Origin of the sequence: Planktothrix tepida PCC 9214, from assembly GCF_900009145.1 — a bacterium.
In the GTDB taxonomy this organism is placed as follows: Bacteria; Cyanobacteriota; Cyanobacteriia; order Cyanobacteriales; family Microcoleaceae; genus Planktothrix; species Planktothrix tepida.
Map to the genome: position 1 here is coordinate 49,179 of NZ_LN889815.1, position 26,397 is coordinate 75,575.

Sequence of the window (26,397 nt, forward strand, 5' to 3'; positions counted from 1 at the left end):
CCCATTACGGTGTTTGACATTTCTGAATTCTCAAACCCTTTCACTTCTTACTGCGAAGCACGCTCGCTTGTCGAAGTGTTCCCTGTTCCCTTGCGCGTAGTGCTATATATGAGCGGTTATGAGCGGTTATGAGCGATTATGAGCGGTTAATCAGACAGCATTTCTAAAATTGAACAAGGATTGGTATTGGGGAAACGATCAGCGACAATAAAAAGCTGAACTCAAAAAATTTTCCAAACTAGAATGGACACTATCAAATACCTGCTGTCAGAAGATCGAATGCCTACTGCTTGGTATAACATTCAGGCAGATTTATCCACACCTCTACCCCCTGTCCTTCATCCCGGTACAGGTCAACCTATTACTCCCGATGACTTGGCTCCCCTATTTCCACCCAGTTTAATTGAACAGGAAGTTACTCAGGAACGGTGGATTGAAATACCAGACGAAGTACAATCCATTTATCGTCAATGGCGGCCTACTCCACTGTATCGCGCTCGCAGATTGGAAAAAGCCCTCGATACTCCCGCCAAAATTTACTATAAATACGAAGGTGTTAGCCCAGCCGGAAGTCATAAACCGAATACTGCTGTTGCACAAGCTTACTATAACAAACAAGCAGGGGTACAACGATTAACAACGGAAACCGGAGCCGGACAGTGGGGTTCTTCCCTGGCATTTGCGGGGGCATTGTTTGGGCTGGAAGTGTTAGTTTATATGGTGAAAGTCAGCTATCAGCAAAAGCCCTATCGTCGTGCGTTGATGGAAACTTACGGAGCAAGAGTTGTGGCTAGTCCCAGCGAAGAAACGCAGGCTGGGCGCTCAATCTTAGCATCACACCCAAATAGCACGGGGAGTTTGGGAATTGCGATTAGTGAAGCGGTGGAAATTGCCGCCCAAGATGACGGGGCTAAGTATGCTTTGGGTAGTGTTCTTAACCACGTTTTACTGCACCAAACCGTAATTGGCTTGGAAGCTTTAGCACAACTGGAAATGGCAGGTGACTATCCAGATATTGTAGTCGGCTGTACGGGTGGGGGGAGTAATTTCGCTGGGATTGCTTTTCCGTTTCTGGGTGCAAAGCTACGAGGTGAAAGAGATGTGGAGATTATTGCTGTAGAACCTGCGGCTTGCCCTACTCTGACTCGTGGCAAATACGCTTATGATTTTGGCGATACGGCTCACTTAACGCCATTAGTAAAAATGCACACTTTGGGTAGCACGTTTGTACCGGAAGGCATTCATGCAGGTGGCTTGCGTTATCATGGGATGGCTCCCTTGGTTAGTCATATCGTGAATTTGGGATTAGCGAAACCGCGTGCAGAATATCAGTTAGGTTGTTTCGCGGCGGGATNGCGAAACAATATCTAATAAATGACAACCTTGCGTTCGCGCAAACTGCACCATTTCCGAATATTGTAAAGTAGCTTTCGGGTCTACCCGCAGATCGTTAACTTGAATAAAGTGATCCGCTACTAAAACAACCCGATTCGCATTCCAAAGTTTAGCATCTTCCCCAAATTGTTCGTAAAAAACCTTAGCAACAGGCGCAGCTACAGCATCATGAGACATCGCTAAATCGACCTTAACAAAAACCGTTTCTCCCGGCTGTACGTAATTGTTTCCAGAAGCGCGTGCTAAAAGTTTTTCTGCCATAGTCATTGCTCTAGCAGAAGTGGCACTTTTAGGAAGAGAAATTCCACCTTTTTGGCGCTTTTGGTTAAAAGGAATTAAACCACCTGCATTCACAATCGCTTCAACGACTGGATTATCTTGATTTTGGGAGTCAATTTCTAGTGTTAGACCAATATTGATACTATTGCGGTAGAATATTTCTGCAAAAGAGTGAGCGCGGACTTTTTTAATACCCGCAGCTTTAATAGCAATGGGCGCATTTTCTCGACTAGAACCGCAGCCGAAATTGCGTCCTGCTACAATTTCGTCATAGCCCAGAAGATTACCTTCACCAATCAAATGTTCAAAAGCATACTGTTTTAAATACTCTGGCTCGGCAGTCGTACACCGTTTTGCTGGTATAATATCATCGGTATTAATATCATCTGCAAGAATTAACACTTTCGGTTCGTTTTTCATAAATTTTCTTACTCTTTATTTGTCAAAGCTAATTCAGATAGTTGTTGAATTATCAGTTCAGTTAAAGTTGCTGTATTCACTAAGATTTCTTCACCTTGGGGAGTTAAGTCAGCCGTGCGGTAGCCCAAAGCTAGAACTCTTTCTATAGCTTGAATTAGACGAGTAGCAGCATTGGTTTCTCCCCACTGTTGGAGCATCAATACAACTGCTCCCATCGTTCCTAAAGGATTGGCAATACCTTTCCCAGCAATATCTGGTGCTGTACCGTGTATAGCCTCATAAAGACCGAATCCTCGCTCGTTAATACTAGCAGAGGGTAATAGCCCAATGGAACCTACCAATGCCCCTCCGATATCGCTCAGGATATCTCCAAATAGATTTCCGGCTAGAATCACATCAAATCGCTTTGGCTCCCGTACCAGTTGCATGGCTAAGTTATCGACTAACATCGGTTCCACTACAATATCTGGGAAATGCTTGGCTTCCTCCTGCACTAAACGGCTCCAAGGTATTTGTGGGAGAGCGTTTTCCTTGTGAGCGAGGGTGAGTAAACCTCGGCGTTCTTTAGCCTTTTGGAGAGCGACTCTAGCAATGCGGCTGATTTGCCAATCGTAGTATTTCATGGTGTGATAGCCATAAGACCCATTTTCGTCTCGCTCTCGTCCTGATGGGCCAAAATATATTCCGCTTACCAGTTCCCGCACGAATAAGATATCGAGTCCTTGAATCTTTTGGGGCTGGAGGCTAGATTTATTCAATAAAGTTTCAAAGGGACGCACGGGGCGAAGGTTGATAAAGAAGTCGAAGTGTTGGCGGAGTTCGAGAATACCACCTTTTGTCACTGCTCCGAATAGAATTCCATCAGAACCTTCGCATATTTGTGCTGTTTGTGGGGGGAAAAAGTTGCCAAATTTCTCGAAGGCGGGTTGTCCGATTAAGCCATAATTTATAACTAAAGAAAAACCTTCTATTTGGGCTAAATGTTGGAGAACTTTTAAGGAAGCTTCTACTACTTCTGGCCCGATTCCTTCGCCGGGTAGTGCTACCACGCGATACGGCTCAGTCATTGAAAAATCCTTGTTTGAATAGCGAGACTATCTCTTCAGGTGAGAAACACCGTTGCTCTTGAATGGAAAAGAATTTAATTTTATCTCGCATTTGGTTATATTCTTGAGGGGAGAGAGGTTGGTTTAATTGTTTTTCAAACAAGTATTGAAAATTGCTGGCTCCACTGCATTTGCCAAACCAAATTTCAGGTAAAGCGTGAGGAAAAATGTGGTAGCTGTCGGGGTCCCGTAAAAAGCCATTTACATGAATGCCGCTTTCGTGACGAAGGGCTGCTTGAGAGTAAGGAGGAGCGGGACGAACTCCTAGAGAATCGAGATAGTTTGTTACTTGGGAGAGTGCTTGATAATTAATCCCTTCTACTTCTATTCCAAAGCGCCATCTGAGTCCATTTAAAACTTGTTCTAATGGGATATTTCCGGCGCGTTCGCCGATACCTAGAAATGTACCTGAAATCATTGAAGCTCCCGCGATGACAGCTTGCAGGGTATTTTCGAGAGCCATGCCTAAGTCATTATGGAAATGCACTCCCAACGCTGTATTATCGCTTAATTCTAAGAGGTCGCTCACCCATATATAAGTTTTTTCTGGAGTGAGGATACCCATTGTGTCGCAGAGGACGAAGTGTTCGATGTAGGGTTGGAATGAGCGAATGCACTCTACTAAAAAGTTAAAGTCGGCGCGGCTGGCATCTTCGGCGGCAAACTCTACTTTTAAACCAATTTCTGGACTTGTTGCTTAGCGCAGATTTTCCAAAACTTTGTTAATCATATTTTCGCGGACGCGGCGGACAAGTTCATTAGGGAGATTTTTATCTTTTATTTTTTCTGGGGGTGCTATTAAATTGCGAACTTCTGTATCTCTTAAAAGTAAAAGACGGTCTGAAACAGCATAGAAGAGAATTATTCGTTCTACTCCGCAGGCAATAGCCTGGTCGATAAATTGTTTGCCGACCATTGTGGCAGCCATCATAATGCTCCTATTACCTTCTGCCACTAAGGTTTTTAGTAAATGTTCTTCTGTTTCATGAACGGCTGGCATTATGTCTATTTGGTGGACTCCGGTTTGGCTGATGAGTTTAGCTAAAGTTTTTTTAGTTTCGTAGGGGAAGAAAAGCCCTGCTTGCTGTTCGCCATCTCGGAGTGTTTCGTCAGAAATGATTAAGGGAAGTGTTGACATCTTGTTTGTCCAAGTATTTTCTTTTTTTTATGACTGTAACTTTGTCTTATAAAAACTTGTTAAAGCTTGAGCGATCACAAATACTTCAGTTTCCGAGAAAACTGAGTAATAATATTTAGTTCCCACAGTCCGCCCTTGGACTGTCACATTTGGAGTTTATCCACTCTCCACAATAGCACTTATGATGAAGCGATCGCTTGAAACGTCACTTGGTGGATACAGCCCACAACTCCCCAAGTTTAAATTGACTCCTTCATAAATCTTTACCAACAGTTTCTGTCCCTCTCGTGCTCTCTAGAGTCTAGGCAGTGTCTTAGCTGGAGGGTTGTCAGACGAAGCCCAAACTGAAAAGTTCCCAATTTCTAGCGCATTACTCTTGACATCCCCCGTAGGGTAGAGGCTAGACTGATTGCAAAAGTTACCTAGTGATAGTTCGACTTTCATATTACATCCCATACTCAAACACACTTTCTCTTGAGGGAGTGACAGTTACTGAGGAGAGCAAAAGTCTATAAACAAGGCTTTGTCTTGTTTATAATCTTTTCCCTTGTAAGCTGAATTCATGTGCATCCTACAAGCTTTTGATTCACCTTCTTTATCCCTGGTGGGTGGAAGCGTGGGAGCGCAGACAAATTGAAGCTGGAGTAAGGGATTATCTCATTTCCAATTTATTCCTCTTGTAGGACAGGCAATAGTGTTTGTCAAGTCGATCTTGCTCAGGCGATATTTTCTACACGCTTGCAAGGTTTCTGCTGGCATCATGATGCGATTGGGTACGAGGAGTGGGCGGTTTTCTTTGAGTTTTATCTTGCATCAATTAGGTTCACTACCAGTTCAGGATTTAGCGTCTATCATCTAGAAACCCCAGAGTCACTAAAGGAGGAATAAATATCGAACTTGAAAAAAAAATCGTTGCTGCATAAAGTTGGATGAGCAATCTAACATTGCCTGCCCACCAGCGGGAGGTCAAGTCAAATGGGGTTTGATTCAGCTCGATCATTAGGCTTGACCGTCGGAAAAAAATCGGCAATTCGTTGGCTGGATATAGTTTCTAAAAATAATCCATTTCTTTTCAAACATAACTATTGCTCCTTCGGAGGAAACGGCGAGGTCATTTCTACTAATAAAATGCCTCTAAAAAACTAGGACAATTTACGAACGACGGGTCGCGGCTGATGGGGACAAGACACTCTATGAAATGCCCGATCCGTCTTCCTTCACTATTGGATGTAGCGGAATTTAATCCCGTAAAGAAGTAAATATGTTTCCTTTGAATACATGAACCAATTTCAAATTGTTCAGGTTATTGGCCAAATTGTTTCGGAAGCCGAAGAAATTACTGGTGACTTCATTAACGGCGTAGGGGACTTCATATCAAGCAGTGAAGAACAAGAACTGAGAAACCTTTACCTGTAGCGAACTGCAAACATAAACGTTTCAAACCGCAAACAAGGCAATTTTCAAACCACATTAACTGCAAATAAGAGGGGTCTCGAAACCACATTATTTGCAAATGAAACCACATTAACTGCAAACAAACCACAATAATTGCAAATGAAACCACATTATCTGCAAATAAGCCGTAACCCTTGCAATGGTTGGGATACAGCATTTATTACCTCAAGAGTGTCCAATTTATACGAACTTTTAGACTGGACATATATGTACGCTTTTCGTGGTTTAATTTGGACTAATACCGTTCAATTAAATCTATAAAGCGGTTTTTACCGACAGCAAGTAGAGATATGGCTATTTATGCTTATCTGAGAGTCTCCAGTGACAAACAAGATGTACACAACCAACGACATGGCATTCTAGAATATGCCAACACCCATGCCTTGAGTCCCATCCAGTTTATAGAGGACACAATTTCTGGACGGGAGAAATGGTTAGAGCGAGGTGTAGGACAACTACTCAATCAAACAGCACAAGAATCCGATGTCGTCATTTTTTCAGAAGTGAGTCGGATGGCACGCTCTACCCTACAAGTATTAGAAATGCTGGAGTGTTGCGCGCGTCGAGGAATCAACGTCCATATCGCCAAACAAGGGATGGTACTGGATGACTCAATGCAAAGTCGAATTACAGCAACGGTTTTAGGCTTGGCAGCAGAAATCGAACGGGAATTGATTGTACTGAGAACAACCGAAGCTCTAGCCAAACGGAAAGCTGAAGGAAAAACGTTGGGACGACCTAAAGGACGACAATCTGCACATTTAAAACTGGACACAAGGGAAGCAGAAATTCGCAGTTATCTAGCCAAAGGGATTAGCAAACGCTCAATTGCCAAACTGGTCGATTGTTCACCTTCGACTCTCTACGATTGGTTGTCACGTAAACATCTCCACCCACGCCCCGATAAATTAGTGGAGAAATCATAGGATGCCCAAGAAACAAATACCAATTGATGCCATCGTAGACCTGCGTCGTCGCTTAGACCAACTCCCACCGCGCAGTCCATCCCGTCGGGTATTAGTCCAAGAAATAGCGCAACTGTATGGCATTTCCGAAGATACAGTGTATCGAACACTGCGAGAAGGCAATGGAATTCGCCCAGTACGTCGCGCTGATTGTGATGTCCCGCGTGTAATTCCCAAAGCCACTCTGGAGCGATATTGCGAAATCATTGCTGCCCTTAAAATACGCACATCTAACCGTAAAGGTCGCCATTTATCGACCGTGCAAGCCATTCGCTTATTGGAAGAAGATGGCATCAACACACCAGATGGTCATGTCACCGTCCCAGTCGGTTTGCTCAAACCCACCACCGTCAATCGTTATCTCAACAAATGGGGCTACGACCGCAATACCCTGCTGCGACAACCACCTGCTGTTCGCTTTCAGGCAGAACAGAGCAATCAATGTTGGCATTTTGACCTGAGTCCATCCGACCTCAAGCACGTAAAAGCACCAGCCTTTATAGAACCGGGGCGGGGGCATCCCTTGTTAATGCTTTATAGTGTCGTGGATGACCGAAGTGGTGTGGCATACCAAGAATATCACGCTGTTTACGGTGAGGATGTGGAAGCAGCACTGCGGTTTATGTTTGCTGCCATGTCACCTAAAAAAGAGACAGACTTTCCCTTTCAAGGCATTCCCCAAATGCTGTACATGGACAATGGCCCCATTGCTAAGAGCTTGGTGTTTCAAAAAGTTATGGGTTATTTGGGGATTGAAGTCCGTACCCATTTACCGAATGGCAAGGATGGACGACGGGTAACGGCTCGTTCTAAAGGGAAGGTGGAACGACCGTTTCGCACTGTGAAAGAAATGCACGAAACTCTCTACCACCTACATGAACCGGAGACCGAAGCTGAAGCCAATGCTTGGTTGATGAAGTTTTTGCTCCATTACAATAGCCGACCTCATCGCAGCGAACCTCATTCCCGGATGGAAGACTGGGTGAGCCATTTACCTGAGTTCGGCATCCGTCAAATGTGTAATTGGGAGCGTTTTTGTACATTCGCACGTTCACCCGAACGTCGCAAAGTCGGCATCGATGCTCGCGTTACGGTTGAGGGGGTGGCTTATGAGGTAGAGCCTGATTTGGCTGGAGAAACTGTTGTTCTGTGGTGGGGCTTGTTCGATAACGAACTGTACGTAGAACATGGTGAACGTCGCTATGGGCCGTTTCTCCCCGTAGATGGCCCAATTCCCCTACATCGCTACCGTAGTTTCAAGAAAACACGAACACAGAAACGGGCGGAGCGGATTGAATCTTTAGCTAAACAGTTATCTTTACCAAACTCTGTCATTGGTAAAGACAACCCGTCTGATTTGGTGGGTAGTACAACCGAATTGAAAGTGCAGCCTTTTGTTGACCCTAACCCATTTCAAGAACTGACATTCAGCACGGTAATTGCAGCCAAATTAGCCATCGCTGATTATTTGGCCCGTCCATTAGCCAAACTCACTCCTGAACAGATGGCTTATATTGATGCGGTTCTCCTCGCTACTCTCAATAAGCAGGAGGTCATGAAACAAATTCGAGATTTTTTTAACCCCATTACAGGTACAAGCCATGTTGAGTGATGTCATGACTTATTTTGGTCTCAAACGTACCTTAGATCATGTGGGATATTTTGAGACAACTGAGCAGACCAATCTATTCAAAGAACTGAAACCCCAAATTAGGCAAGGTCGTTTGATTGCGATAACAGGTGTTGTTGGTTGTGGTAAAACAACGACTTTACAACGACTGCAATTGGAATTGTCCTCCGAAAAAGACATCATTATTTCTCGTTGCCTTGCCCTTGACAAAGATAAGGTCAACGTTGGGGTTTTGATGAGTGCTTTGTTTTTGGATTTAAGCACAGAAAAGGATGCTAAACCCCCGACTCACCCAGAACTTAGAGAACGAAAATTGTTGGCTTTAATTCAAAAACGCCGTAAACCTATAGTGCTTTTTGTCGATGAAGCTCATGATATTCATCACAGTACGTTAGTCAAAATTAAGCGTTTAATTGAATTGGGTTGAGTATATAAAGTGGTTATTGAGCGAGTGTATTTACGATAATTATCTGCCTGAAGATTTGATTACTGATGAAGCTATTGCATTTTTAGCAGAACGATTGACGACTCCATTGCAAATTGAACATTATTTGCAGAGGGCTTTTGAAGACGCTTATCAAGCAGCAACAAAACCTGTCACCCGTGATTTGGCTGAAGCTGTCTTGAACGTAGGACTTAACGATTTAGAACCTCGCTTAATTCGACATGGTTACAATGCTAAAGTTCTAGCTGAGTTATTAAATATACGAGTCAGTGAAGTCAATTCTTTTATACACGCTCAGTTACCTCCAGGTCGAACCCAAGATTTGAGAGACCAGATGTTGAACATGGGAATTCCCTTGTATGCGTCAGAGGGAAGTTAAATTAATCTGAGAAAGACTGCATATAGAGTTTTTCTGTTCTTTGTGTTCAGTTTATGTCTAAATCAATCAACATATATGTCCAGTGCAAAATCTCGTTTAATCTGGACACACGGGAGGTAATAAATGCTGTAATCCAGCCACTGTAAGGGTTAGGGCTTATTTGCAAATAATGTGGTTTGTTTGCAATTATTGTGGTTTCATTTGCAGATAATGTGGTTTGGAGACCCCTCTTATTTGCAGATAATGTGGTTTGAAAATTGACTTGTTTGCAGTTTGAAGCGTTTATGTTTGCAGTTCGCTACAGGTAGTTCCATTCGAGGGCGATTCCGATTAGAAATGCGTCTAGCTCGCCAGCAATGGCTAGAAACACAGGTAAAAAACAGGGAAGAGAAAATTCCTCCAACCTTTAGTTTTAGAAATGCACAAGGTCAGGAAATAACACAAACAAAATTAGAATGGTTAGAACGCAAAGCAAAAGAATTAAAGATTAATGTACCCTTAGAAAAAGATGAAAACATTTGGTATGGGCATGAAGCCGTTGAAGGAGAAACTGATAGCACCACTGAATCGCTCGTGAAGTTTGAATATGCTTCAATTGTGTGGATTCCAGTTTTTTGCCCAGGGCAACCGATTGTTTGGGTGAGTTGTCCAAAGTTACTCAAACGATACAAGCGAATCGCTGGCAACACAATAACAACCGATCCTCCACTGCCCTACACCAGTTCCAAAACATTAACGGCCTTAACATTGGATGGGGTTCAGAAATTATTTTTCAACTTTGGGTTTCTGACAATTGAGAATCCCCAACAAGATTTATCAGTTTGGTTTCCTTTGGGGGAGCAGCTTCCCGCAGTTGTTGTAGCAGATAACGAAATTGCCATGATTCATGATATGGCACTTTATCGTCAAAGTCGTGCTGCGCTTGAGAAAGATGAGAAGCGAGTTAAAAATTTCTTCAACACTGAAGCCTTACCAGAAGGGACAATCTTAGTTTTCCCAATAGCTATTCGAGAAGTCAGCAATGGCAATGGAACTGCTAAGGAATGGAAGCCCTTTGGTGAAACAAAAAAAACAGAAATTTACCTGGGAGGTTTGGAATCTATTGGCTTTGGTCACTGCGAGATTACGTTAAAAGGAGTTTAGCAATGGGTTGGGAACCGTATAGCTTAGACCAGATTGCCCACAATTTGGTTTTTGAGTTTCACACGACAGAAGCCCGCAATCAGGCTTACAAAATGCGTGCAGCAGTCGCCTATGGATTAGAACGTTTTTGGGGCGAACAATTGCGTTTGGATGGTGATAAAGCGCGATTTTGGCAGGAGACATGGCAATCCCTTGGCGACATTATGGGTAGGGCTGGCGTAGCCTTACCGACTATTGATGCTAATCCAGAGGATTTGTGGAATTTCCCCATTGAGCAACGCAAAGTAACCCTTGCAGTTTTAATGCAACTGTGTGATTCGATTGTTTGGTGGACGCAGCGCTACAAAGGCACTGATAGCAATGATGGAGATGAGACAGATGGCTGATATTCCGATGATGTTTCGAGCGCAAATTCCTGATCGTGGCAAGATTCAGTATGCCGGGAACTATAAACCTGCTGCTCAATGGGTTGATGAATGGCTCAAGGGATGTCCGCCAACTCCCAAATCGCTCAATGAATCAGAACCAATTTGGAAGCGTCAAGTGTCTCAACCTGTGGTGAAGATGCCTAAATTTGGCACTCATGTCAAAACAGCAGACTATCAAATTTGCTGGCGATTGGTCACGAATAGCGGTCAAGATGAAGGAGTAATCCGCCCGGTAATTGGGGCAAAAGGTTTACCTTTTTTTCCAGGGTCAAGTATGAAAGGGGCTTTTTGGAGAGCTTGTCCACCAGAGGAGCGCATGAAATACTGTGGTGGCGAAATAACTCAACGGGGTGAAAAGCGCACTAAGCCAGGTATTCTTCGCTTTCATGGTGGCTATCCGATCAATATGACATGGGCTGATCGTGATCGCCTAGTGGATGTTGTTCATGGGCAACAGCCTTATCAGATTATGCGAAGTAATGCCAATCATACGGCAAATGTGCAGATTTCCCTTTATCAACCTAAGTTTCGATTTGGCATTTCTAGCAGCGTTATTCCAGATAAAGATCCAGAATGGAATCATATTTGGCATATTTGGGAACAAGCTCTTGCCAAAGGCATTGGTTCTAGAGTCAGCGCTGGCTATGGTTATGTAGATAAGATTAATCAGGATAGTTCCATTACACCCCTTGAAGATGGCGATCGCATTTTGCTTTCTGTTCATTTAAAAGGTCAAGGGCTAACGTCTCAATTACTCACTAAAGATGAGGACAATATTGGAATTCCTGAATTTCGTCCCAATATGTTTAAAGCAGCACTACGCGGTCACACTTTACGCTTATTAGGAGGGCTTACCAATCAGAGGGATGAACAAGGTCAAAGGAATGAACAAGGGCCACTGATTGCAGAAGTCTTGACCAATAAACTTTGGGGCGGAATTGATGGTGGTGCAATAGTTGGTTTAGTGGGAATTAATTTTCAAACTACAAGCGAAAATCTCCAACTAAAAGATCATTATTACACCCCTAGAAACCGTGAAATTTCCATGTCAACTTATGATTTAAAACAAGGACAACTTGATCTATTAAAAGCCAATGAAGTTTCACCAGAACTCAAAATATTTCTCAGTTACTTAGTAAGATTTACTCTACTTTTGAGTGGTTTTGGTAAATCTTGGCGACGGGTTGATCACCGATTATTTTATTCAGCCTACTTTGATAATAATGATAAAGCTATGATCGGTTGCCATTGGGAAATTTTACCAGCTTCCAAAAAACTGTATATCAGTACAAATAATCTTGACTTGGGAAATGTAACTAAATTTCTGAATGACACACAAGATAAAGCGAGAGCTTGGATGTGTTCTGAAAGCTATGAACCCAATGGTTATATAGAGAATTGGCGCGAAGCTTGGCATCCTGACAATGTGCAAGTTTGGGGACGGCTAGCAAAAAATAAAAAAGATAGTTTAGCTGTTCACTGGTTTCATGGCCCTTATCTGGGTAGCCAATCTATTAAGCTATCTGAGTTAACAGGGTGGTCAAGCCGAAATGATCGCACTCCTAAAACAAAAATTGGACGGATATGGCATCGAATGTACCCTCGTTATGTTAAAACTAAAGACGGTAGAACTGTACGTTACAAAGATGAATATGTAGAACTGCTAACTCTTTTCCCTGATGAATCAACTACAACTGAGCAGTTTTTAACATTCTTGCAAGCACAAGCAGAGCCAATTGATTCCAGCAACTTTAGAAAACTTTGGGGTGGAGAGGACTAAATTATGAATATTTGGATTATCACGACAGGCAGTAGTGATGTACAGCTAAAAACTAAAGATCGCTGGAATACGTTGCATTCAAAAGTTCGTAGTAAGCTAGAAACGAAGAAACAATTCTCTTTATCTGAGTCAGAGCAAAGCGGTCAGAAGCGATGGCTAGTACCTTCTAGAGCAATGGGAGTTGTTTATAGTCCTGCTATTGCAGACCACTTTAATGACTTGGATTTTCCCCTACTGAATTCATTTTCTGATTATCTTAAAAATGAAAAAATTGAGTTAAATCGAATTATAGTCATTTTAACTGATCAATCTGATGTTGTAAGTGCTGCTAATAAAGACAAACCGTCTCACTTCTATTGGCAAGATACTTGCACGCTCAAACCTCTTCTGGAACACTATCTTAAAAAAAATGCTTTTCCAAATATTGAAATAGATAGTGAGAGAGATTGGCGAGTGCTGAAGCCTAAATTAGGCCCGGAGGGCTTAGATAACTGGAATGAGGTTTTGACTTTAATTCAACAGGAATTTACAAAACTAAATATCCCAGAGGGTGCAACTGTCTATGTCAGCCATCAGGCAGGGACTCCAGCAATTTCATCTGCGGTGCAGTTTGAAAGTCTGTTGAGGTTTAGACAACAGGTTAAATTTTTAGTGAGTAGCGAATATGATTCAAAACTAACGAGAATTCTCGATAGATCGACTTATTTGAGTGGAATTCAGAAACAAGAAGCTAAAACTCTTCTCGACCGTTATGACTATTCCGGCGTGAAGGAATTACTAAATCCCTATCTTACTCCTGAAATTAGAATCTTATTAGACGCTGCAATCCAATGGAACTTTGCTAAGTTTGATGAATTTTTAGCAAAAATTATGCACTATCCGAATAGTAACTTGATTCGAGAAGCTCAAAAGCGAACTGAGGAAAAAAATTGGTGGTGGACTGCCTATGAAGCAGCTTATTTAGGGGTGATAAGGCTAGAACAAGGTAACACGGTTGAAGCTATGTTTCATAGTTTTCGTGCAGTAGAAGGGTTATTACGAAAATGGGTAGAGCAAAATCACTCTGATAAAATTCATCAGGGTAGTCGAGGTAAAGAAATTCGAGTCTCTGATGAACAAATTTTTAACCTTCACGGTCAAGATTTATATCGGTTTTTAAAATATTGTTATCAGGAAAATATCTCAAAAACTGATGATATCGGCATCTTCGGTCATCATGTTTTTAAAAAGAGAAATAATTTATTTCATCAACTAGAGGGATTGCAGGATAAGAAAGCAGTATTTGAAAATTGGCGTTCACCCAATGAAAAGCAATGGCGTGATGATCCTGAGAACAAGTGGAAAACCAGGGTTATAAGGTGTCTTAACTTCCTATCGGGGGAAACCTTTGAGTTTTTAGATAAGGAAGACAAGAATGGTGAAGTAGCGAGTTTGATGGTCAAGGTACATGAGGAATTAGTAAAGGCGATCGCTGTTGTTAATGTAGTATAGAAAGCCAAGGAAAGGGTTAAAATAGATTAGAGTCTATGTAAGCTGAGGATATGGACATTGCTGAATACTGTTGGTGGGGGAGTGGAGGAAATGAACCGCCGCCGAATCTGAAGACAAAAAAGCAACTCAGTGAGATGGGCTTAAGTCCTATTGCTCCTGTTGGTGTAATTCATACTCGAAAATACTATCTTTATCTGTATGATTCTGATAATCCCCAATCCGTGAAATCAAAACGGCAATGTTCATCGAAACAGCTTGAGAATCTAGCAAAGCAACGGGAAAAGCAAGGGAAAATTCGACGTTATCGAGAATGGTACGAGTCCTGGGGCAAANCATCACCGTGCCAAAACGGGAAAATTGTACGCTAAGGTTGAAACCTTTATCCCTCAAGCATTTCAGCGATACCTATTTTCTTTCACCCGCAAAGGGCGTAAGTTGTCAAAACCGCTTGCCTGCTTTAGATTCCAAACATAATCACCTGTAAGATTAATATGCTCCCAACCCAACGGTGACAAATGTTGCAAATATTCTTCAGGAATATCCACACCCTGTTGTTTCAAATAATCAACAGCTTTTTCTAAGTACACCGTATTCCATAAAACTATCGCCGCCACCACCAAATTTAACCCACTGGCACGATAAAATTGATCTTCATAAGAGCGGTCGCGCACCTCACCCAGACGATTAAAAAATACCGCCCTTTTGAGAGTATGTTTTGCCTCACCCTTGTTTAGCCCCGCAGTCGCCCTTCGTCGTAATTCAGGACTCTGCAACCATTCCAAAGTAAACAAAGTTCGCTCAATTCTCCCCAACTCCCGCAAAGCCAAAGCTAAACGATTCTGGCGAGGATAAGAAGCCAATTTCCGCAACATCAAAGAAGCCGTTACCGTCCCCGTGCGAATCGAACTAGCAAGCCGAAGAATCTCATCCCAAGACTCAGAAATCAATTTCACATTAATCTTCCCGCCTAACAGAGGTGATAAAACCTCATCAGAAGAAGTAGACTCAAAAGTGTAAAGTTTCTTATCAGGTAAATCGCGCATTCGTGGAGCAAATTTAAACCCCAACAGATGGCACATAGCAAACACCTGCTCAGTATAGCCGCTTGTATCTGTATAATGCTCCTGAATCTGCAAATCACTTTCATGATAAAGCAAACCATCTAAAACATAAGTAGCATCCCTGACCGTTGCATTAATAACCTTGACATGAAAAGGCACATATTGGTCAGAAATATGCGTGTAAAAAACTACACTTCTATCCTTACCATACTTGGCATTAATTTCCTCATTCAAACTGCGATGTCCACCCGCTTTAAATCGCTGACCATCAGAAGAAGAAGTTGTCCCATCACCCCAATAAGCAGCAAAAGGTATTTGTGTGTGAAAATTTACAACTTCTGCTAAAGCCTTAGAATAAGTCTCATCTCGAATATACCAATCTGCCACCCAAGCTAAACGTTCAAAAGACATTCCTTGAATCGCATCTGCCATTCTCGTTAAACCCAGATTAATCCCATCAGCCAGTAGCGCACTCAACAAAACAACCCGTTCTTCTACTTCTGCTCCTGAATGTAAATGCGTAAAATGCCTAGTAAAATGCGTCCAAGAATCAACTTCCACCAACAAATCAGTCAGCTTAATTCTAGGCAGTAAAGCATAAAGTTTTCTACTAAATTCATCAACCTGCTTCGGGACAGCATTAGTCAGGGGAGTAATAACTAACCGCTCGTTTTCTATTCTAACATCTACCAACTTATTTTCTGCCATCAAAGAAGAAACAATTGCTAATTGTGAGGTCAATTCCACTGAGCGTTGTTCAATATAAGTAGTGAAATCCGTCGTTACTGCCAGAGGTATTGTCTGAGAAGAACTCATTGACTGCCATGCACTATCCGTTAATAGATAATCTTCAAAATCTTGGAACTGTTTTGAGCCGACTACCCAAATATCCCCAGAACGTAAACCACTGCGTAACTCAGCCAAAGCACACATCTCATAGTAGTGACGGTCAATAGTATTGCCCTTAATGACGTGCTTTGACCAACGCGGTTTTACAAAACTTATGTCCGCAGTTTCCGGCACATTCCTGCGACCCGAGCTATTTAATTCTTTAATCACTTCCAAAGCTTTTATTACCGACAAACTAGCCGAAACAGCTTTAAATTCAAACGTCTCTAACAACTTAGGTGTATATCTTCGCAACTGTGAATAACGGTGAGTGAGCAGTTCAAGATAATCAAAATCTGCGGGTCTAGCTAACTTTTCAGCTTCGGCAACACTACTAATAAACTGTGACCAAGCTAATACCGATTCAATGGCTTGATAAGCATCATCAGACTCTTCTCTAGCTGAGATTAACGCCTTGCCGATTTGAGCATATAATCTGACTTTTTCATTAATTGCTTTCCCATCCCGTTGAAACTTATCGCCATGCTGATGCTCGCTTTTGTTAAACAATTTACCCATCATTTTATCGTGCATTTCTATGGCATAATCAACCAAGGATGCACTCCATTCAATTAGGAAAGCAACTAAAATAGCATAGCGTCTCAATTCATCTAACCTAGATAAATGAGCAGGCGTAGACTTGGCACCAATTTTTGTAAATTGTAGTAGCCGATTTGGGTGTACTCGTTTTAAACATCCAGAGTCGAGAGCAAGACGGCGAATAAATTCCAGGCGTTCCACAACTTTTAAAAAGTTTCTCGGATTAGCTTGACCTGGTGGTTGACGTAGCCAAATTAATTCAGTCAGCTTTTGATCTGGGGCTACAACTAATAACTTATCCAGTGCTATCTTTTGTAATTGTGTCAAATTTTTAGTCAACTCAACACATACTAATTTTTGAGCGCGATGCCTGACTTCCCAGGCTAAACGCTCTACCGTAGAAATAGCTGGAATAATGATTTTACGGAAGCGCATCTCATCAATTAATGCTCCGACAAGTGCCATCCCTTGATCTGAAGATAGGGCAAAAGGTAATAACCATTTTGAGAGTTGTTTGTAGATAGAGGTATTAAAAGCCAGAAATCCAAATTCCTGTTGAATATCTGCCAAATGTTCGCGTCGAGTTGTATCTCTTTGAGAATATTCTCTGATGATTGTTGGGTCAAGTTTTAATTGAGATGCGATATAAAAAAGTACAGATTCCGGTACTATTTCTCCTAAACTCCAAACCCGCCCCGGGAAGCGTAGATAACACAATTGTACAGCGAAACCAAGCCGATTGTGTGGTCTACGTCGCTGCTTTATAACCCGGAGTTCGTCATTGCTAAAAGTATAGTAGCGAGCTAGATCTCTTGGGGTGATAAAATGGGGAATTTCCGTAAATTGTAGCCGCTGTGCTGGAGATAAAAGTTCACGAGTTGCCAATTAGATTACCTGTATTTATTTGTAATTATTATTAATGACTAATTAGTTGGGTGAAAATTTGTAGTTGACACCACAGTAAGGACAAAATTTGAATTTCAGCGACATAATTGGTTCGTCACAACTAATACAACGGTTTCGTAAGGCTGTACCACAAGCAAAGCAATATTTCGACCGTAAATCAGTCCACATTTGGTCAGGGGTAGTCCCGGCTGTCCAACATTTTGGGCAAAACTTAAATGTAGTTATTGTTTCTAGAGGGACTTTCTTCGTGGCTGCATCCAAATATTCCGCTGGTATTCCCAACGCAGAGGCTAAACCGCTTTTAGCTTTTTGATTGACTCTTGAAGTTTGTCCACCTTCTATTTTGCGGATGGTCTGAATGTGTATTTGTGCTTTTAAGCTCAACTCTTTTTGGGTGAAGTTCTGCTTGATTCGCAATCGGCGGATGTAATCAGCTAAGGCTTCATCTCCCTTGGGAAGTAGATTTTCTTCTGTTACTACCATTAAATTATATCTAAAAGTATATTGATTAATTATATATTAAATCTACACTTTTAGTAAAAAGTTTTTTAAAATATCAGAAAAAGTAATGATTACTTTAGCGGATTTAGCTACAAGGTTTTTAGATCGACAGGGACTAGCTAAAAGCACTCTGCGTTCATATCAATCTACCTTAATCCCGTTGCTCAAAGAATACGGTAGATGGTCGATAGAAATCATCAATAGACAAGTTTTGTTGGAATATCTTAATCATTTAACTAATATTTCCTATACTACGCACCACCGTCATCAAGCTGTAATCACGGCTTTGTTCAATTTTGCTGTTGATATGGGATATCTCAAATCTAATCCGATTGCTGGATTAACAAGACGTAAGCCGAACCGAGAGCAAGGAGAACACGCTACAAACGAGACTGTACGCTATCTTACGCCCAACCAATTAAGTATTCTGTATCATGTCATCAAAAAAGATGTGCGGTTGTCTGCGTTGGTGCGTTTGTTACATAGTAGTGGTGCTAGGATTGCTGAGATACTGGCTTTAAATTTAGAGCAAATAGACTTCAAAGCTAGGAAATTTCAAGTTATTGGCAAAGGTAATAAGCAACGGTGGTGTTTTTATAGTGAATTTGTGCAACTAAGTCTGAATCACTACATCACATATTACAGACATCTAACCCATCCAGCTTTGTTTACTGCTCAACAGCCCAAAACTGGGGTTGTCTCCCGTCTTTCTTACCGTATGGCGCATAAATCCTGGACAAGTTTGATTGGGAATATTCCAGAGCTTCAGGGGGTGAGACTTCATGATTTAAGACACACTTTTGCTACAGAACGGGTGGGACTGATGGGAATTGAAGAACTTAGGGCTTTGATGGGACATGACAGCATTCAGACAACGTTACGGTATCAAAAAGTAACGCCACAACGGGCTGAGAAAGTAGCACAAATGGCGTTTAGTAGTTTGCCAAATTTTTCCGAATAATTTTAATAATTACCTAAATTACACCGGAATAAACAATACTTCTGGCTGGAGTTAAATTTATGGGACAGAGAATACCTCCTACTGTGCACCAATAAATTGAGGTAAGCCGCCTCCTAGAGGGAATGTAGGAATATGAGTGGCTAAGATGCTTACTAGATAAAGGTTTCAGCCTTAGCGTACAATTTTCCCGTTTGGGCACGGTGATGCCGTTTTCAGTTATTGCCTCGGTTGAAAAGAATTCATAAACAGAAATTGTATCGTCCGGTGGCGGGGCAAAGTAATGCTTATCCGAATTTACAGCCTGTTTTGACCCGACCAATTAATTGGGATTTGATTCGGAATCAGTATGACCAGATGATTAAATATGCGACGGCTTTGAGATTAGGAACGGCGGAGACTGAGGTAATTTTAAAACGGTTTAGTCGTTCTAATATTATTCATCCCACTTACCAAGCTTTAGCTGAATTGGGTAAGGTGGTGAAAACGATTTTTCTCTGTGATTATCTACGCCATGAATCCTTGCGCCAAGAAATCAATGAAGGCTTAAATGTAGTGGAGCAATGGAATAGTGCGAATAGTTTTATTTTTTATGGCAAGAATAGCGAAATTGCAGCCAATCGATTAGAAGACCAAGAGACCGCGGTTTTGTCATTGCACTTGTTACAGGTTTGTTTGGTGTATATCAATACGTTGATGATGCAACAGATTTTGTCTGAAAAAGATTGGTTGAAATTGATGCAAAAAGAAGACTGGCGAGGGTTGACTCCATTAACTTGGGCCCATATCAACCCCTATGGAACTTTTCGGTTGGACTTGGATGAGCGGTTGTTGATTGACCCAGTAGCTTCTTGATATAAAAATCAACCTGTCGCTCAAACCCTTACACTGAAGGAGTTTGACTGGCTACTTTGCACTTGGTGTCAGCTTCGCTATTTCTAGGCCATATAGCCTCTCATGGCAATTTTAAAACAGATACGCCAGATGATTCTTCTGCTATCATGTTAGACTATAACGAACATCTGACTTTAGATGATTTTCTCAATACAAAAATTGAAAGCCATATCCAAAAAACACGACCTGCATTTGTCTTTAACTCTTGTCATAGTGGTCGCCAATCTTGGGCTTTAAGAGGATTAGGCGGATGGCCAAATCATTTAATTGGGATGGGTGCAGGTTTATTTTTAGCACCATTATGGCCTGTTAGTGATAGTTGTGCCTTACAATTCGCAAAACAGTTTTATCAGGAGTTATTGAGGGGTAAAACTGTTGCTGAGGCGATGTTATCTAGCCGTCTAGCGATTAAAGATGTCTCTCAAGGTGATTCGAGTTGGTTAGCGTATAGTGTTTATGCTCATCCTAATGCAAAAGTGAAGATTATCCAAACTGGTTCTTCTGAAAAACCAGATTTCTGAAGTTTATAGTTTTAACTCATTCCATCGAAAATTACTATAATTTTACCCAGAGTAAGAAATGCTTTCCTATGGGTGTGATCGCATCAATCTTTAACTTCCACTCAAGAACGAGAACGACTTAAAGCAGCGCGAATATCACCTGCCTGTAACTCCTGCAATGGTATTGTGCGCGGATCTGCAAAAGTCAGCACTCCTAACTTCCCCATTGCTCCCTCCTAGTTAGATTAGATGAAAAAAACATCTTACATCCCACATCTTTGATCATGATCACAAAAAAATTATACAGTAGTTTAATCTCTAGATTAAGGTTGTTTATCTTTAACATAATTTAGATTATTACATTTCAACATCAATTGCTTGGAAAACCTGTTTAATCTTACCAGCAACAGAATAGTTTTGTTGTTGCCCGTAAAGTTCAACCGCTTTTCGATAAGCTGACCACATCTCCCGGGGATGTTCAACTTGAGAATCTGAGGTTTTAAGGTTGAGTAAAACCCAGCCGAGATTATGATAAGCCTCTGCATAATCAGGTTTTAATTGAATTGCTTTTTCTAACAATGAACGGGCTTGCCTCCACTGTCCTTGTTGCCCTAAAACTGTAGCGAGACGAAATAGAGTAAACGCATCAGGAGGTAATTTTTGGCTAGACGTTTCATAGGTTTGAATTGCTTTTGATAAATCCTTGATCTGTTCAGAAGCAATCCCAAAATTCTGCACTGTCCAATGAGGGGCTGGTGACAGCCTGGAAGCCTTTTCAAAACTAGAAACTGCATCCGTCCATAGACCTTGTAAACCTTGTTTCCAACCTTTAAATCCCCAAGCAAAAGAACTATCTGGCACTTGAGTAATACACTCTTGTACACATCGTTCTACATCCGTCGCCTGTTGAGTAACAACGGCTTTATCTAAAGCAACAATTAAACAAGGATAAACCCAGCGTTGAAGTTGCTGGCTTTGATTAGATTGTTTAGACTTAAAAATAGCTTGTCTGCCATAACGAATTGCTGGTTTCCATTGTTGTTGATTAACAGAAATCCACGCTTGTAATCCTAATGTAAAGGCAGATTCACTATCAAGTTGAATGGCTTGATTAATGCTTGTTTCTGCTTGTTGCCAATGGTTAGATTTTCCCAACGCCCAAGCTAAATTTGCTTGTATCCAAGCTTCGTAAGGAGAAAGATTAGCAGCCGTTTGTAAATAACGTAGGGCTTCTGACCAATTTGATTTCCGGCAATTAATTAATCCTAAAACTCCGTAACCTCTGCCGTCTTTAGGTTGTAATGAAATTGCTTTTTGAGCCACGATTTCAGCTTGGTGATCATCTAAATAACTCAACACCATTGCTAATTCAACGGCAGCTTCTCCATTATTGGGTTCATGAGTTAAACATTTCTGATAAGCATCAACGGCTTCTGATAATTTCTGTTCATTAGCAAATTGTCTAGCTCGTCGCAAGCTGGGAGAAACAAACTTTCCTTGTAGTGCATCAATTAATTCATCGGCAGTTTGAAAGCGTTCTTCTACCCGCATTCTTAACCCCATTAGAATGACTTTTTCGGTTGTCGGGTCAAGACTAGGGACAATTTGACGAGGGGGTTTTAAAGTATCTGTGTGAAGTCGATCAATCGCTTCAGGAGGAAGCTCTCCGGTTAATAATTCATACATTGAAGCACACAAAGCATATAAATCGGTACTCGGCCCCCGTCTTCCTGTCTCACTATACTGTTCTATGGGTGCATAACCTCGTGTTAAAGTTTGGGTCATTCTTTTGGTTTTGTTCGCAATAAACTCTCTGGCATTGCCAAAGTCAATGAGAACCGCTCTATCCTGCTGATCAATCATAATATTTTCGGGTTTAATATCTCGATGGAGCAATTGGTTTTCATGAATGACCTTTAAAGCCTGAGTTATTTCTATTAAATATTTTTTAACGCGAGCTTCTGGTAATCTTTTTTCAGTTTTTAAAATATCATATAAGGATTGACCCTTTAAAAACTCCATCACAATATAAGCTGTATTGTTTTCTGGAAAATAATCATAAACTTTAACAATATTAGGATGCTGGCATTTAGAGATGACTTGAGCTTCTGCAATAAACTTGGCAAGCTGCTCATTAATATCTTTAGGGGAAATCAAAGGAGACCAAACGACTGTTTTTCCGACTCGGCTAGATTTCTCTGGCCAGTTTTCTTTAATAGCAACTTCCCTAGAATTTTTTAAATCAATCCCTTTATAGGTAATACCAAATCCGCCTTCTCCCAATGTTTTTTCAATGCGATATTGGTTTTGTTTGAGTAAGGTATTTGGAGGTAAATGATGACTGGATTGTTCAGAACTTAGGGTATAACCACAGATTGTACACGCGATGCTCGTTTCTAAATTTTCCGTTAAACAGGCTGGACAAGTAACAGACATTTGATTAACCCTCTATTATAAAAAGATTAGAAAATTTGGAATAAGCAGCGCACTTTTCCAAAGGCTATTTCATCCCCGGAAAATAAGGGTTCAGGAGACGTAATTCTAGCCCCAAAGCGAGGCTGTCCTGAACGCTTGATAAAAATGCCATTCTGAGAACCGAGATCTGAGATTTTCCATTGTTTTCCGTCTCGATAAATTTGTCCGTGCCGACGAGAAACAGTTTCATTTCCAACTAAAGGATTTAAGTCAATATGGACACTTCCTGTATTCAAATCTGAACGTCCAATAATGGTGCGATCGCTTGTTAAACTAAACTCAGCCAATAATTCACGATTGTGTATAAAGACTAATTGAGCATTGTGGGTTTCTATAATTGAATTTAACGCTTGCATTAACGCTGTAACGCTTTGAAATCGATCCTCTAGTTTTCTTGCCATTCCTATTAAAAGAATTTGCTCAAAACGAGGATTAATCGAAGGAACAATTTGTCGAGGAGGGATGAGAGAATCAGCAGGATATCGTTCAGGAGGTTCAGGTGGCCACTGTCCGGTTAATAAATGATACATTGACGCACATAACGCATAAATATCCGTACCTGCGCCTCGCTTACTGGTAACGCTATATTGTTCTAAAGGAGCATACCCAGGTGTTAAAATCGCCGTCATTCTGCCCGTTTTTCCAGCGATAAATTCTCTCGTTGCCCCGAAATCAATTAAGATTGCTCTATCTTCTGCCGTGATAATAATATTCTCTGGTTTAATATCTCGATGGAGAAGATTTTTGGCATGAATGACCTGTAAAGCAGACGCGATTTGCATTAAATAGCGTTGAATGCGATTTTCAGGTAGTAGCCCTTCGGCTTCAAAAAGATCCGAAAGGAGCCTACCCTTAATAAATTCCATCACCGTATAAGCGGTGTTATTTTCCTCAAACCAATCATAAACTTTGACAATATTGGGATGAATACACTGAGATAAATATTGTGCCTCTCCTTTGAATTTTTGTAATTCTTCCTGCTGTTGTTTTCGAGTGGTATGGTGAGGCCAAATTACGGTTGTTCCTTGTCGCACTCCACTTTCTGGCCAGTTTTCTTTAATCGCAACAGTTCGAGAAGATTTTAAATCGATACCCCGATAAGTAATGCCAAACCCCCCTTTCCCTAGGGTGGTTTTAACTTGATATTGCTGTTGTTTAAGCAATGTACCAGGAGCTAATTCCATAAGTTCAAGATTTTAAAACAAGGCAGTTTCGATAGAACATTTCAACGCAACAAGGGTGGCATTATCACTGGCTCCCCTCTCCAAAACTTGCTCAATCGCTGTATTAACAGCCCCTTGTAAATTTTGCTGTTCATTAAAAATTGTAGCCAGTTCTTCATTAGAAACTAAATCCCAAACCCCATCAGAACAGAGGAGCAGAATATCACCATCCTCTAAAGTTAAAAAACTTTCTCCTCCGAAACGGCTTAAGTCTTGGACATAACCTGGGCTTAATCTGCGTTTTGACCCTAAAGATTTTGTGAGAACATTGCGGTCAGGATGTTGTTGACTTTCTTGATATGAAATCTCACCACTAGCTAACAGCATTGCAACCATTGAATGATCTTCTGATAACTGGCAAATAATGCCTTTTCTTAAGAGAAGAATGCGACTATCTCCAACATGGGCGATCGCCAATTCTCGCCCAACCGCAAACACAACACTAATAGTTGTCCCTCCATCCCTTACCGTATTAGATACCTGTTCATTTGCAGCTTCGACTAGGGAAATTAACCACTCGCCTTGATGTAAAGCATGGTTTAAGTTTGCAGGAAATGCTGTTCCTAATACAGTTTCAACCGCTAATTGACTTGCCACTTCTCCTTGAGCTAAACCTCCCATGCCATCCGCAACAACCGCTAAAAGCCAAGGATCAGAATGACTAGCAGGCTGTTGACGAATACCGTAATTATCTTCATTTTGAAGGCGACTTGTAGAAAGCCCTAGTGTTGAGCGGTTTGCCACTTCCCAGCGTACCTGAAAACTCCGTAAGGATTGTCGAGTTTCTACTAAAAGACTGAGCAGTTGGGAGAGGGGAAAACGTTCTTCGGGGATAGAAGAAAGGGTGATGGTTAGAATTTGATAAATGCGGGGAATCTTGCTAATTTTTAAGTCAAGGCTATCAGCAGATTCCGGTATCCCTTCAAAGCGAGGAGGTAATTTTTGGTGCAAAGCCTGATAGAGTAAAACCCCCACAACATAGCTACTCATCGTCTCTGCAATTAAATGTCCTAATGCAATTTCAGGGGCGTAGTAATCTCCTATTAATCCACTATTAAGTTTTTCATTAACTGGATAAACCCCTGTTAAATCAAAAAACTGGATGGGTGTTCCCATTTCAATAAATTGGGGAAAAATGGAAATCACACACCAGCCTTTTTGATAAAGGGATTTGAAGAATTGGCAAACTTGACTAGCCAACAATAAGCATTGTTCAGGAGAATTATTGTTTTGTAACCAAGCTTCTAAGGTGTTAGATTCACTCAAAAGTTCGCTCAGAACGATTAATTTCTGGCTTGATATGTTTGCCCCAACTTCTTTTTCCTCATAATATACTTCTTCTAAGTATTCTGATTCATCTTCTAAGGGAGAGTGAGTATCGGGTTCTTCTAACAATTCTTTTGGAGAAGAAAATGCTTCTTCAGTTTGCAAAGGAGCTTTTTGCTCAGGAAGTTGTGAGCGAGAAGAAATAACAACTGACTCTTGTGTTTCCGAAGCTAATAACGCCGACACCATTTTATGGTAGCCCAGGATTTCTCGAAGTTGCAATTCTCGCTGTAGTCCTCCATCTGGAGAACCGACCCGCAGGAGTCCGAATTGGCTTTGGTTATCTTCAGGATCACGATTTAGAATGATGACTTTAAAGTAGTCTACATCCGTAAAGTGGCCTAAATAAGATTGAATTTCAACTTGAAAATCCTTGATGGTGAAGATAAAATGTTCTTGAATAACTAGAGATTCAGAAGAGTCAGTTAGTGAGTTCATAGAATTAGAGGAAAGCGAAGGAAGATGGATTAATTAAGTTTTAAGGGCTTTGAAACAGGAAACGAATTTTAGCGATCGCAATTTCATCTCCTGAATTTAAAGTTTCTGGTAAAGTAATTCTGGCTCCGAAACGACTTTGACCAACAGGTTTAATAAATACCCCATTGGTTGAACCTAAATCTTTAATTTTCCATTGACCCCCTTCATAATAAATTTCGGCATGGTTGCGAGAAATTGTATCTTCACCTGCCCATCCTTCTAAATCAACATCCACTGGCCCAGTATCAGGATCAAAACGTCCAATAATTGCACTGCCATCTAAGGTAAATTCAGAAGTAGGGCAACCAGATTGTTTAGCAATTAATCGGGCTGTTCCTGATACAAATGGCGAGGAAGGAATGCTGGGTTGAGGCGATGATGCCGGAGGAGTATAGGGAGGAGCAGGATTCATAAAATCAGGGATAGAAGGAGGCATTGAATAATCGGGGGTTGCTACTTCTGTCACCGTTACTGATGCTAGTAATTCAGCACCACAGGCTTCACAAAATTCCGTTCCATCTAAATTTTCATAACCACAAGCAGAACAAGAAACAGACATGATTTTAACTCCTAATTAAGTTGTTTAAGGATAGT

General features: G+C 41.2%; 19 protein-coding genes and 2 pseudogenes. 12 read left to right on the forward strand and 9 right to left on the reverse strand.

Features of this window, described 5'->3' with window-relative positions; genetic code table 11:
• The first annotated feature begins 279 nt into the window (after nucleotides 1–279).
• On the forward strand, nucleotides 280–1,371 hold the full coding sequence (locus tag PL9214_RS26930; protein WP_439331545.1) for a TrpB-like pyridoxal phosphate-dependent enzyme: 1,092 nt from the start codon (nucleotides 280–282) through the stop codon (nucleotides 1,369–1,371).
• Here the strand turns inward: PL9214_RS26930 and PL9214_RS32845 are convergent.
• The 3 genes and pseudogenes from PL9214_RS32845 to PL9214_RS33135 all read right to left on the reverse strand — a co-directional run bounded on the left by PL9214_RS32845 (nucleotide 1,333) and on the right by PL9214_RS33135 (nucleotide 4,338).
• Nucleotides 1,333–2,094, reverse strand: a complete 762-nt coding sequence (locus tag PL9214_RS32845) for a hypothetical protein (protein WP_281250375.1) — start codon at nucleotides 2,092–2,094, stop codon at nucleotides 1,333–1,335. The genes PL9214_RS26930 and PL9214_RS32845 overlap by 39 nt on opposite strands.
• A gap of 8 nt (nucleotides 2,095–2,102) precedes the next feature.
• Nucleotides 2,103–3,161 (reverse strand): isocitrate/isopropylmalate dehydrogenase family protein, encoded by a 1,059-nt coding sequence (locus tag PL9214_RS26940; RefSeq protein WP_072722397.1) that lies wholly within the window; start codon nucleotides 3,159–3,161, stop codon nucleotides 2,103–2,105.
• A pseudogene (locus PL9214_RS33135) lies at nucleotides 3,154–4,338 on the reverse strand (hydroxymethylglutaryl-CoA lyase-like TIM-barrel protein). The gene PL9214_RS26940 and the pseudogene PL9214_RS33135 overlap by 8 nt, the downstream one beginning before the upstream one ends.
• Before the next feature lie 1,745 nt (nucleotides 4,339–6,083).
• Here PL9214_RS33135 and PL9214_RS26950 point away from each other — a divergent pair.
• From PL9214_RS26950 to PL9214_RS26980, 8 genes are all read left to right on the forward strand, one after another.
• Nucleotides 6,084–6,719 (forward strand): recombinase family protein, encoded by a 636-nt coding sequence (locus PL9214_RS26950; RefSeq protein WP_072722398.1) that lies wholly within the window; start codon nucleotides 6,084–6,086, stop codon nucleotides 6,717–6,719.
• A gap of 16 nt (nucleotides 6,720–6,735) precedes the next feature.
• The gene (locus PL9214_RS26955) at nucleotides 6,736–8,370 is read left to right on the forward strand and encodes a DDE-type integrase/transposase/recombinase (RefSeq protein ID WP_139295188.1); all 1,635 of its coding nucleotides are present in this window, start codon (nucleotides 6,736–6,738) and stop codon (nucleotides 8,368–8,370) included.
• A gap of 4 nt (nucleotides 8,371–8,374) precedes the next feature.
• Nucleotides 8,375–8,815 carry an AAA family ATPase gene (locus PL9214_RS32035; RefSeq protein ID WP_222425302.1) on the forward strand — a complete coding sequence of 147 codons (441 nt, stop codon included), beginning with the start codon at nucleotides 8,375–8,377 and terminating at the stop codon, nucleotides 8,813–8,815.
• Between the two features lie 16 nt (nucleotides 8,816–8,831).
• Nucleotides 8,832–9,212 carry a hypothetical protein gene (locus tag PL9214_RS32040; protein WP_222425303.1) on the forward strand — a complete coding sequence of 127 codons (381 nt, stop codon included), beginning with the start codon at nucleotides 8,832–8,834 and terminating at the stop codon, nucleotides 9,210–9,212.
• A 288-nt stretch (nucleotides 9,213–9,500) separates the two neighbouring features.
• The gene (locus PL9214_RS26965) at nucleotides 9,501–10,355 is read left to right on the forward strand and encodes an RAMP superfamily CRISPR-associated protein (protein WP_072722400.1); all 855 of its coding nucleotides are present in this window, start codon (nucleotides 9,501–9,503) and stop codon (nucleotides 10,353–10,355) included.
• Nucleotides 10,356–10,357: 2 nt separating this feature from the next.
• Complete coding sequence (locus PL9214_RS26970) at nucleotides 10,358–10,741, forward strand: hypothetical protein (protein WP_072722401.1); 384 nt, start codon at nucleotides 10,358–10,360, stop codon at nucleotides 10,739–10,741.
• Nucleotides 10,716–12,563: a hypothetical protein gene (locus PL9214_RS26975; protein ID WP_245824382.1), complete on the forward strand. Its 1,848-nt coding sequence runs from the start codon at nucleotides 10,716–10,718 to the stop codon at nucleotides 12,561–12,563. Before PL9214_RS26970 ends, PL9214_RS26975 begins: the two co-directional genes overlap by 26 nt.
• Nucleotides 12,564–12,566: 3 nt before the next feature.
• Entirely contained in the window at nucleotides 12,567–14,054 is a 1,488-nt protein-coding gene (locus tag PL9214_RS26980; protein WP_072722403.1) for a hypothetical protein, read from the forward strand.
• Nucleotides 14,055–14,449: 395 nt separating this feature from the next.
• On the opposite strand, the gene PL9214_RS26990 is transcribed toward PL9214_RS26980, so the two are convergent.
• Complete coding sequence (locus PL9214_RS26990; RefSeq protein ID WP_072722405.1) at nucleotides 14,450–17,428, reverse strand: Tn3 family transposase; 2,979 nt, start codon at nucleotides 17,426–17,428, stop codon at nucleotides 14,450–14,452.
• 42 nt (nucleotides 17,429–17,470) lie between these two features.
• Nucleotides 17,471–17,932, reverse strand: coding sequence for a double zinc ribbon domain-containing protein (locus tag PL9214_RS26995; RefSeq protein ID WP_072722406.1), 462 nt, complete (start codon nucleotides 17,930–17,932; stop codon nucleotides 17,471–17,473).
• Nucleotides 17,933–18,017: 85 nt separating this feature from the next.
• Here PL9214_RS26995 and PL9214_RS27000 point away from each other — a divergent pair, with 85 nt between their 5' ends.
• The 3 genes and pseudogenes from PL9214_RS27000 (at nucleotide 18,018) to PL9214_RS27010 (ending at nucleotide 20,323) form a co-directional block, all read left to right on the forward strand.
• Nucleotides 18,018–18,911 carry a tyrosine-type recombinase/integrase gene (locus PL9214_RS27000; RefSeq protein ID WP_072722407.1) on the forward strand — a complete coding sequence of 298 codons (894 nt, stop codon included), beginning with the start codon at nucleotides 18,018–18,020 and terminating at the stop codon, nucleotides 18,909–18,911.
• 210 nt (nucleotides 18,912–19,121) lie between these two features.
• Nucleotides 19,122–19,763: pseudogene (locus PL9214_RS27005) on the forward strand (Tn3 family transposase); the annotation flags it as partial.
• 65 nt (nucleotides 19,764–19,828) lie between these two features.
• Nucleotides 19,829–20,323, forward strand: a complete 495-nt coding sequence (locus tag PL9214_RS27010; protein WP_072722409.1) for a CHAT domain-containing protein — start codon at nucleotides 19,829–19,831, stop codon at nucleotides 20,321–20,323.
• A gap of 336 nt (nucleotides 20,324–20,659) precedes the next feature.
• Here the strand turns inward: PL9214_RS27010 and PL9214_RS27015 are convergent, their stop codons facing one another.
• The 4 genes from PL9214_RS27015 to PL9214_RS27030 are packed head-to-tail and all read right to left on the reverse strand — an operon-like array spanning nucleotide 20,660 to nucleotide 26,362.
• Nucleotides 20,660–22,738, reverse strand: a complete 2,079-nt coding sequence (locus PL9214_RS27015; protein WP_072722410.1) for a serine/threonine-protein kinase — start codon at nucleotides 22,736–22,738, stop codon at nucleotides 20,660–20,662.
• 26 nt (nucleotides 22,739–22,764) lie between these two features.
• A complete protein-coding gene (locus PL9214_RS27020) occupies nucleotides 22,765–23,961 on the reverse strand; it encodes an FHA domain-containing serine/threonine-protein kinase (protein WP_072722411.1) in 1,197 nt (398 codons plus the stop codon).
• 12 nt (nucleotides 23,962–23,973) lie between these two features.
• Complete coding sequence (locus tag PL9214_RS27025; protein WP_072722412.1) at nucleotides 23,974–25,764, reverse strand: PP2C family protein-serine/threonine phosphatase; 1,791 nt, start codon at nucleotides 25,762–25,764, stop codon at nucleotides 23,974–23,976.
• 40 nt (nucleotides 25,765–25,804) lie between these two features.
• Nucleotides 25,805–26,362 carry an FHA domain-containing protein gene (locus PL9214_RS27030; protein WP_072722413.1) on the reverse strand — a complete coding sequence of 186 codons (558 nt, stop codon included), beginning with the start codon at nucleotides 26,360–26,362 and terminating at the stop codon, nucleotides 25,805–25,807.
• Between the last annotated feature and the right edge of the window lie 35 nt (nucleotides 26,363–26,397).

Coding starts and splice junctions, on each gene's coding strand:
- PL9214_RS26940 (WP_072722397.1), bottom strand. CDS start 3,161: ATGACTGAGCCGTATCGCGTGGTAGCACTACCCGGCGAAGGAATCGGG.
- PL9214_RS26950 (WP_072722398.1), top strand. CDS start 6,084: ATGGCTATTTATGCTTATCTGAGAGTCTCCAGTGACAAACAAGATGTA.
- PL9214_RS32035 (WP_222425302.1), top strand. CDS start 8,375: ATGACTTATTTTGGTCTCAAACGTACCTTAGATCATGTGGGATATTTT.
- PL9214_RS26970 (WP_072722401.1), top strand. CDS start 10,358: ATGGGTTGGGAACCGTATAGCTTAGACCAGATTGCCCACAATTTGGTT.
- PL9214_RS26975 (WP_245824382.1), top strand. CDS start 10,716: ATGATGGAGATGAGACAGATGGCTGATATTCCGATGATGTTTCGAGCG.
- PL9214_RS26980 (WP_072722403.1), top strand. CDS start 12,567: ATGAATATTTGGATTATCACGACAGGCAGTAGTGATGTACAGCTAAAA.
- PL9214_RS26995 (WP_072722406.1), bottom strand. CDS start 17,932: ATGGTAGTAACAGAAGAAAATCTACTTCCCAAGGGAGATGAAGCCTTA.
- PL9214_RS27000 (WP_072722407.1), top strand. CDS start 18,018: ATGATTACTTTAGCGGATTTAGCTACAAGGTTTTTAGATCGACAGGGA.
- PL9214_RS27015 (WP_072722410.1), bottom strand. CDS start 22,738: ATGTCTGTTACTTGTCCAGCCTGTTTAACGGAAAATTTAGAAACGAGC.
- PL9214_RS27020 (WP_072722411.1), bottom strand. CDS start 23,961: ATGGAATTAGCTCCTGGTACATTGCTTAAACAACAGCAATATCAAGTT.
- PL9214_RS27025 (WP_072722412.1), bottom strand. CDS start 25,764: ATGAACTCACTAACTGACTCTTCTGAATCTCTAGTTATTCAAGAACAT.
- PL9214_RS27030 (WP_072722413.1), bottom strand. CDS start 26,362: ATGTCTGTTTCTTGTTCTGCTTGTGGTTATGAAAATTTAGATGGAACG.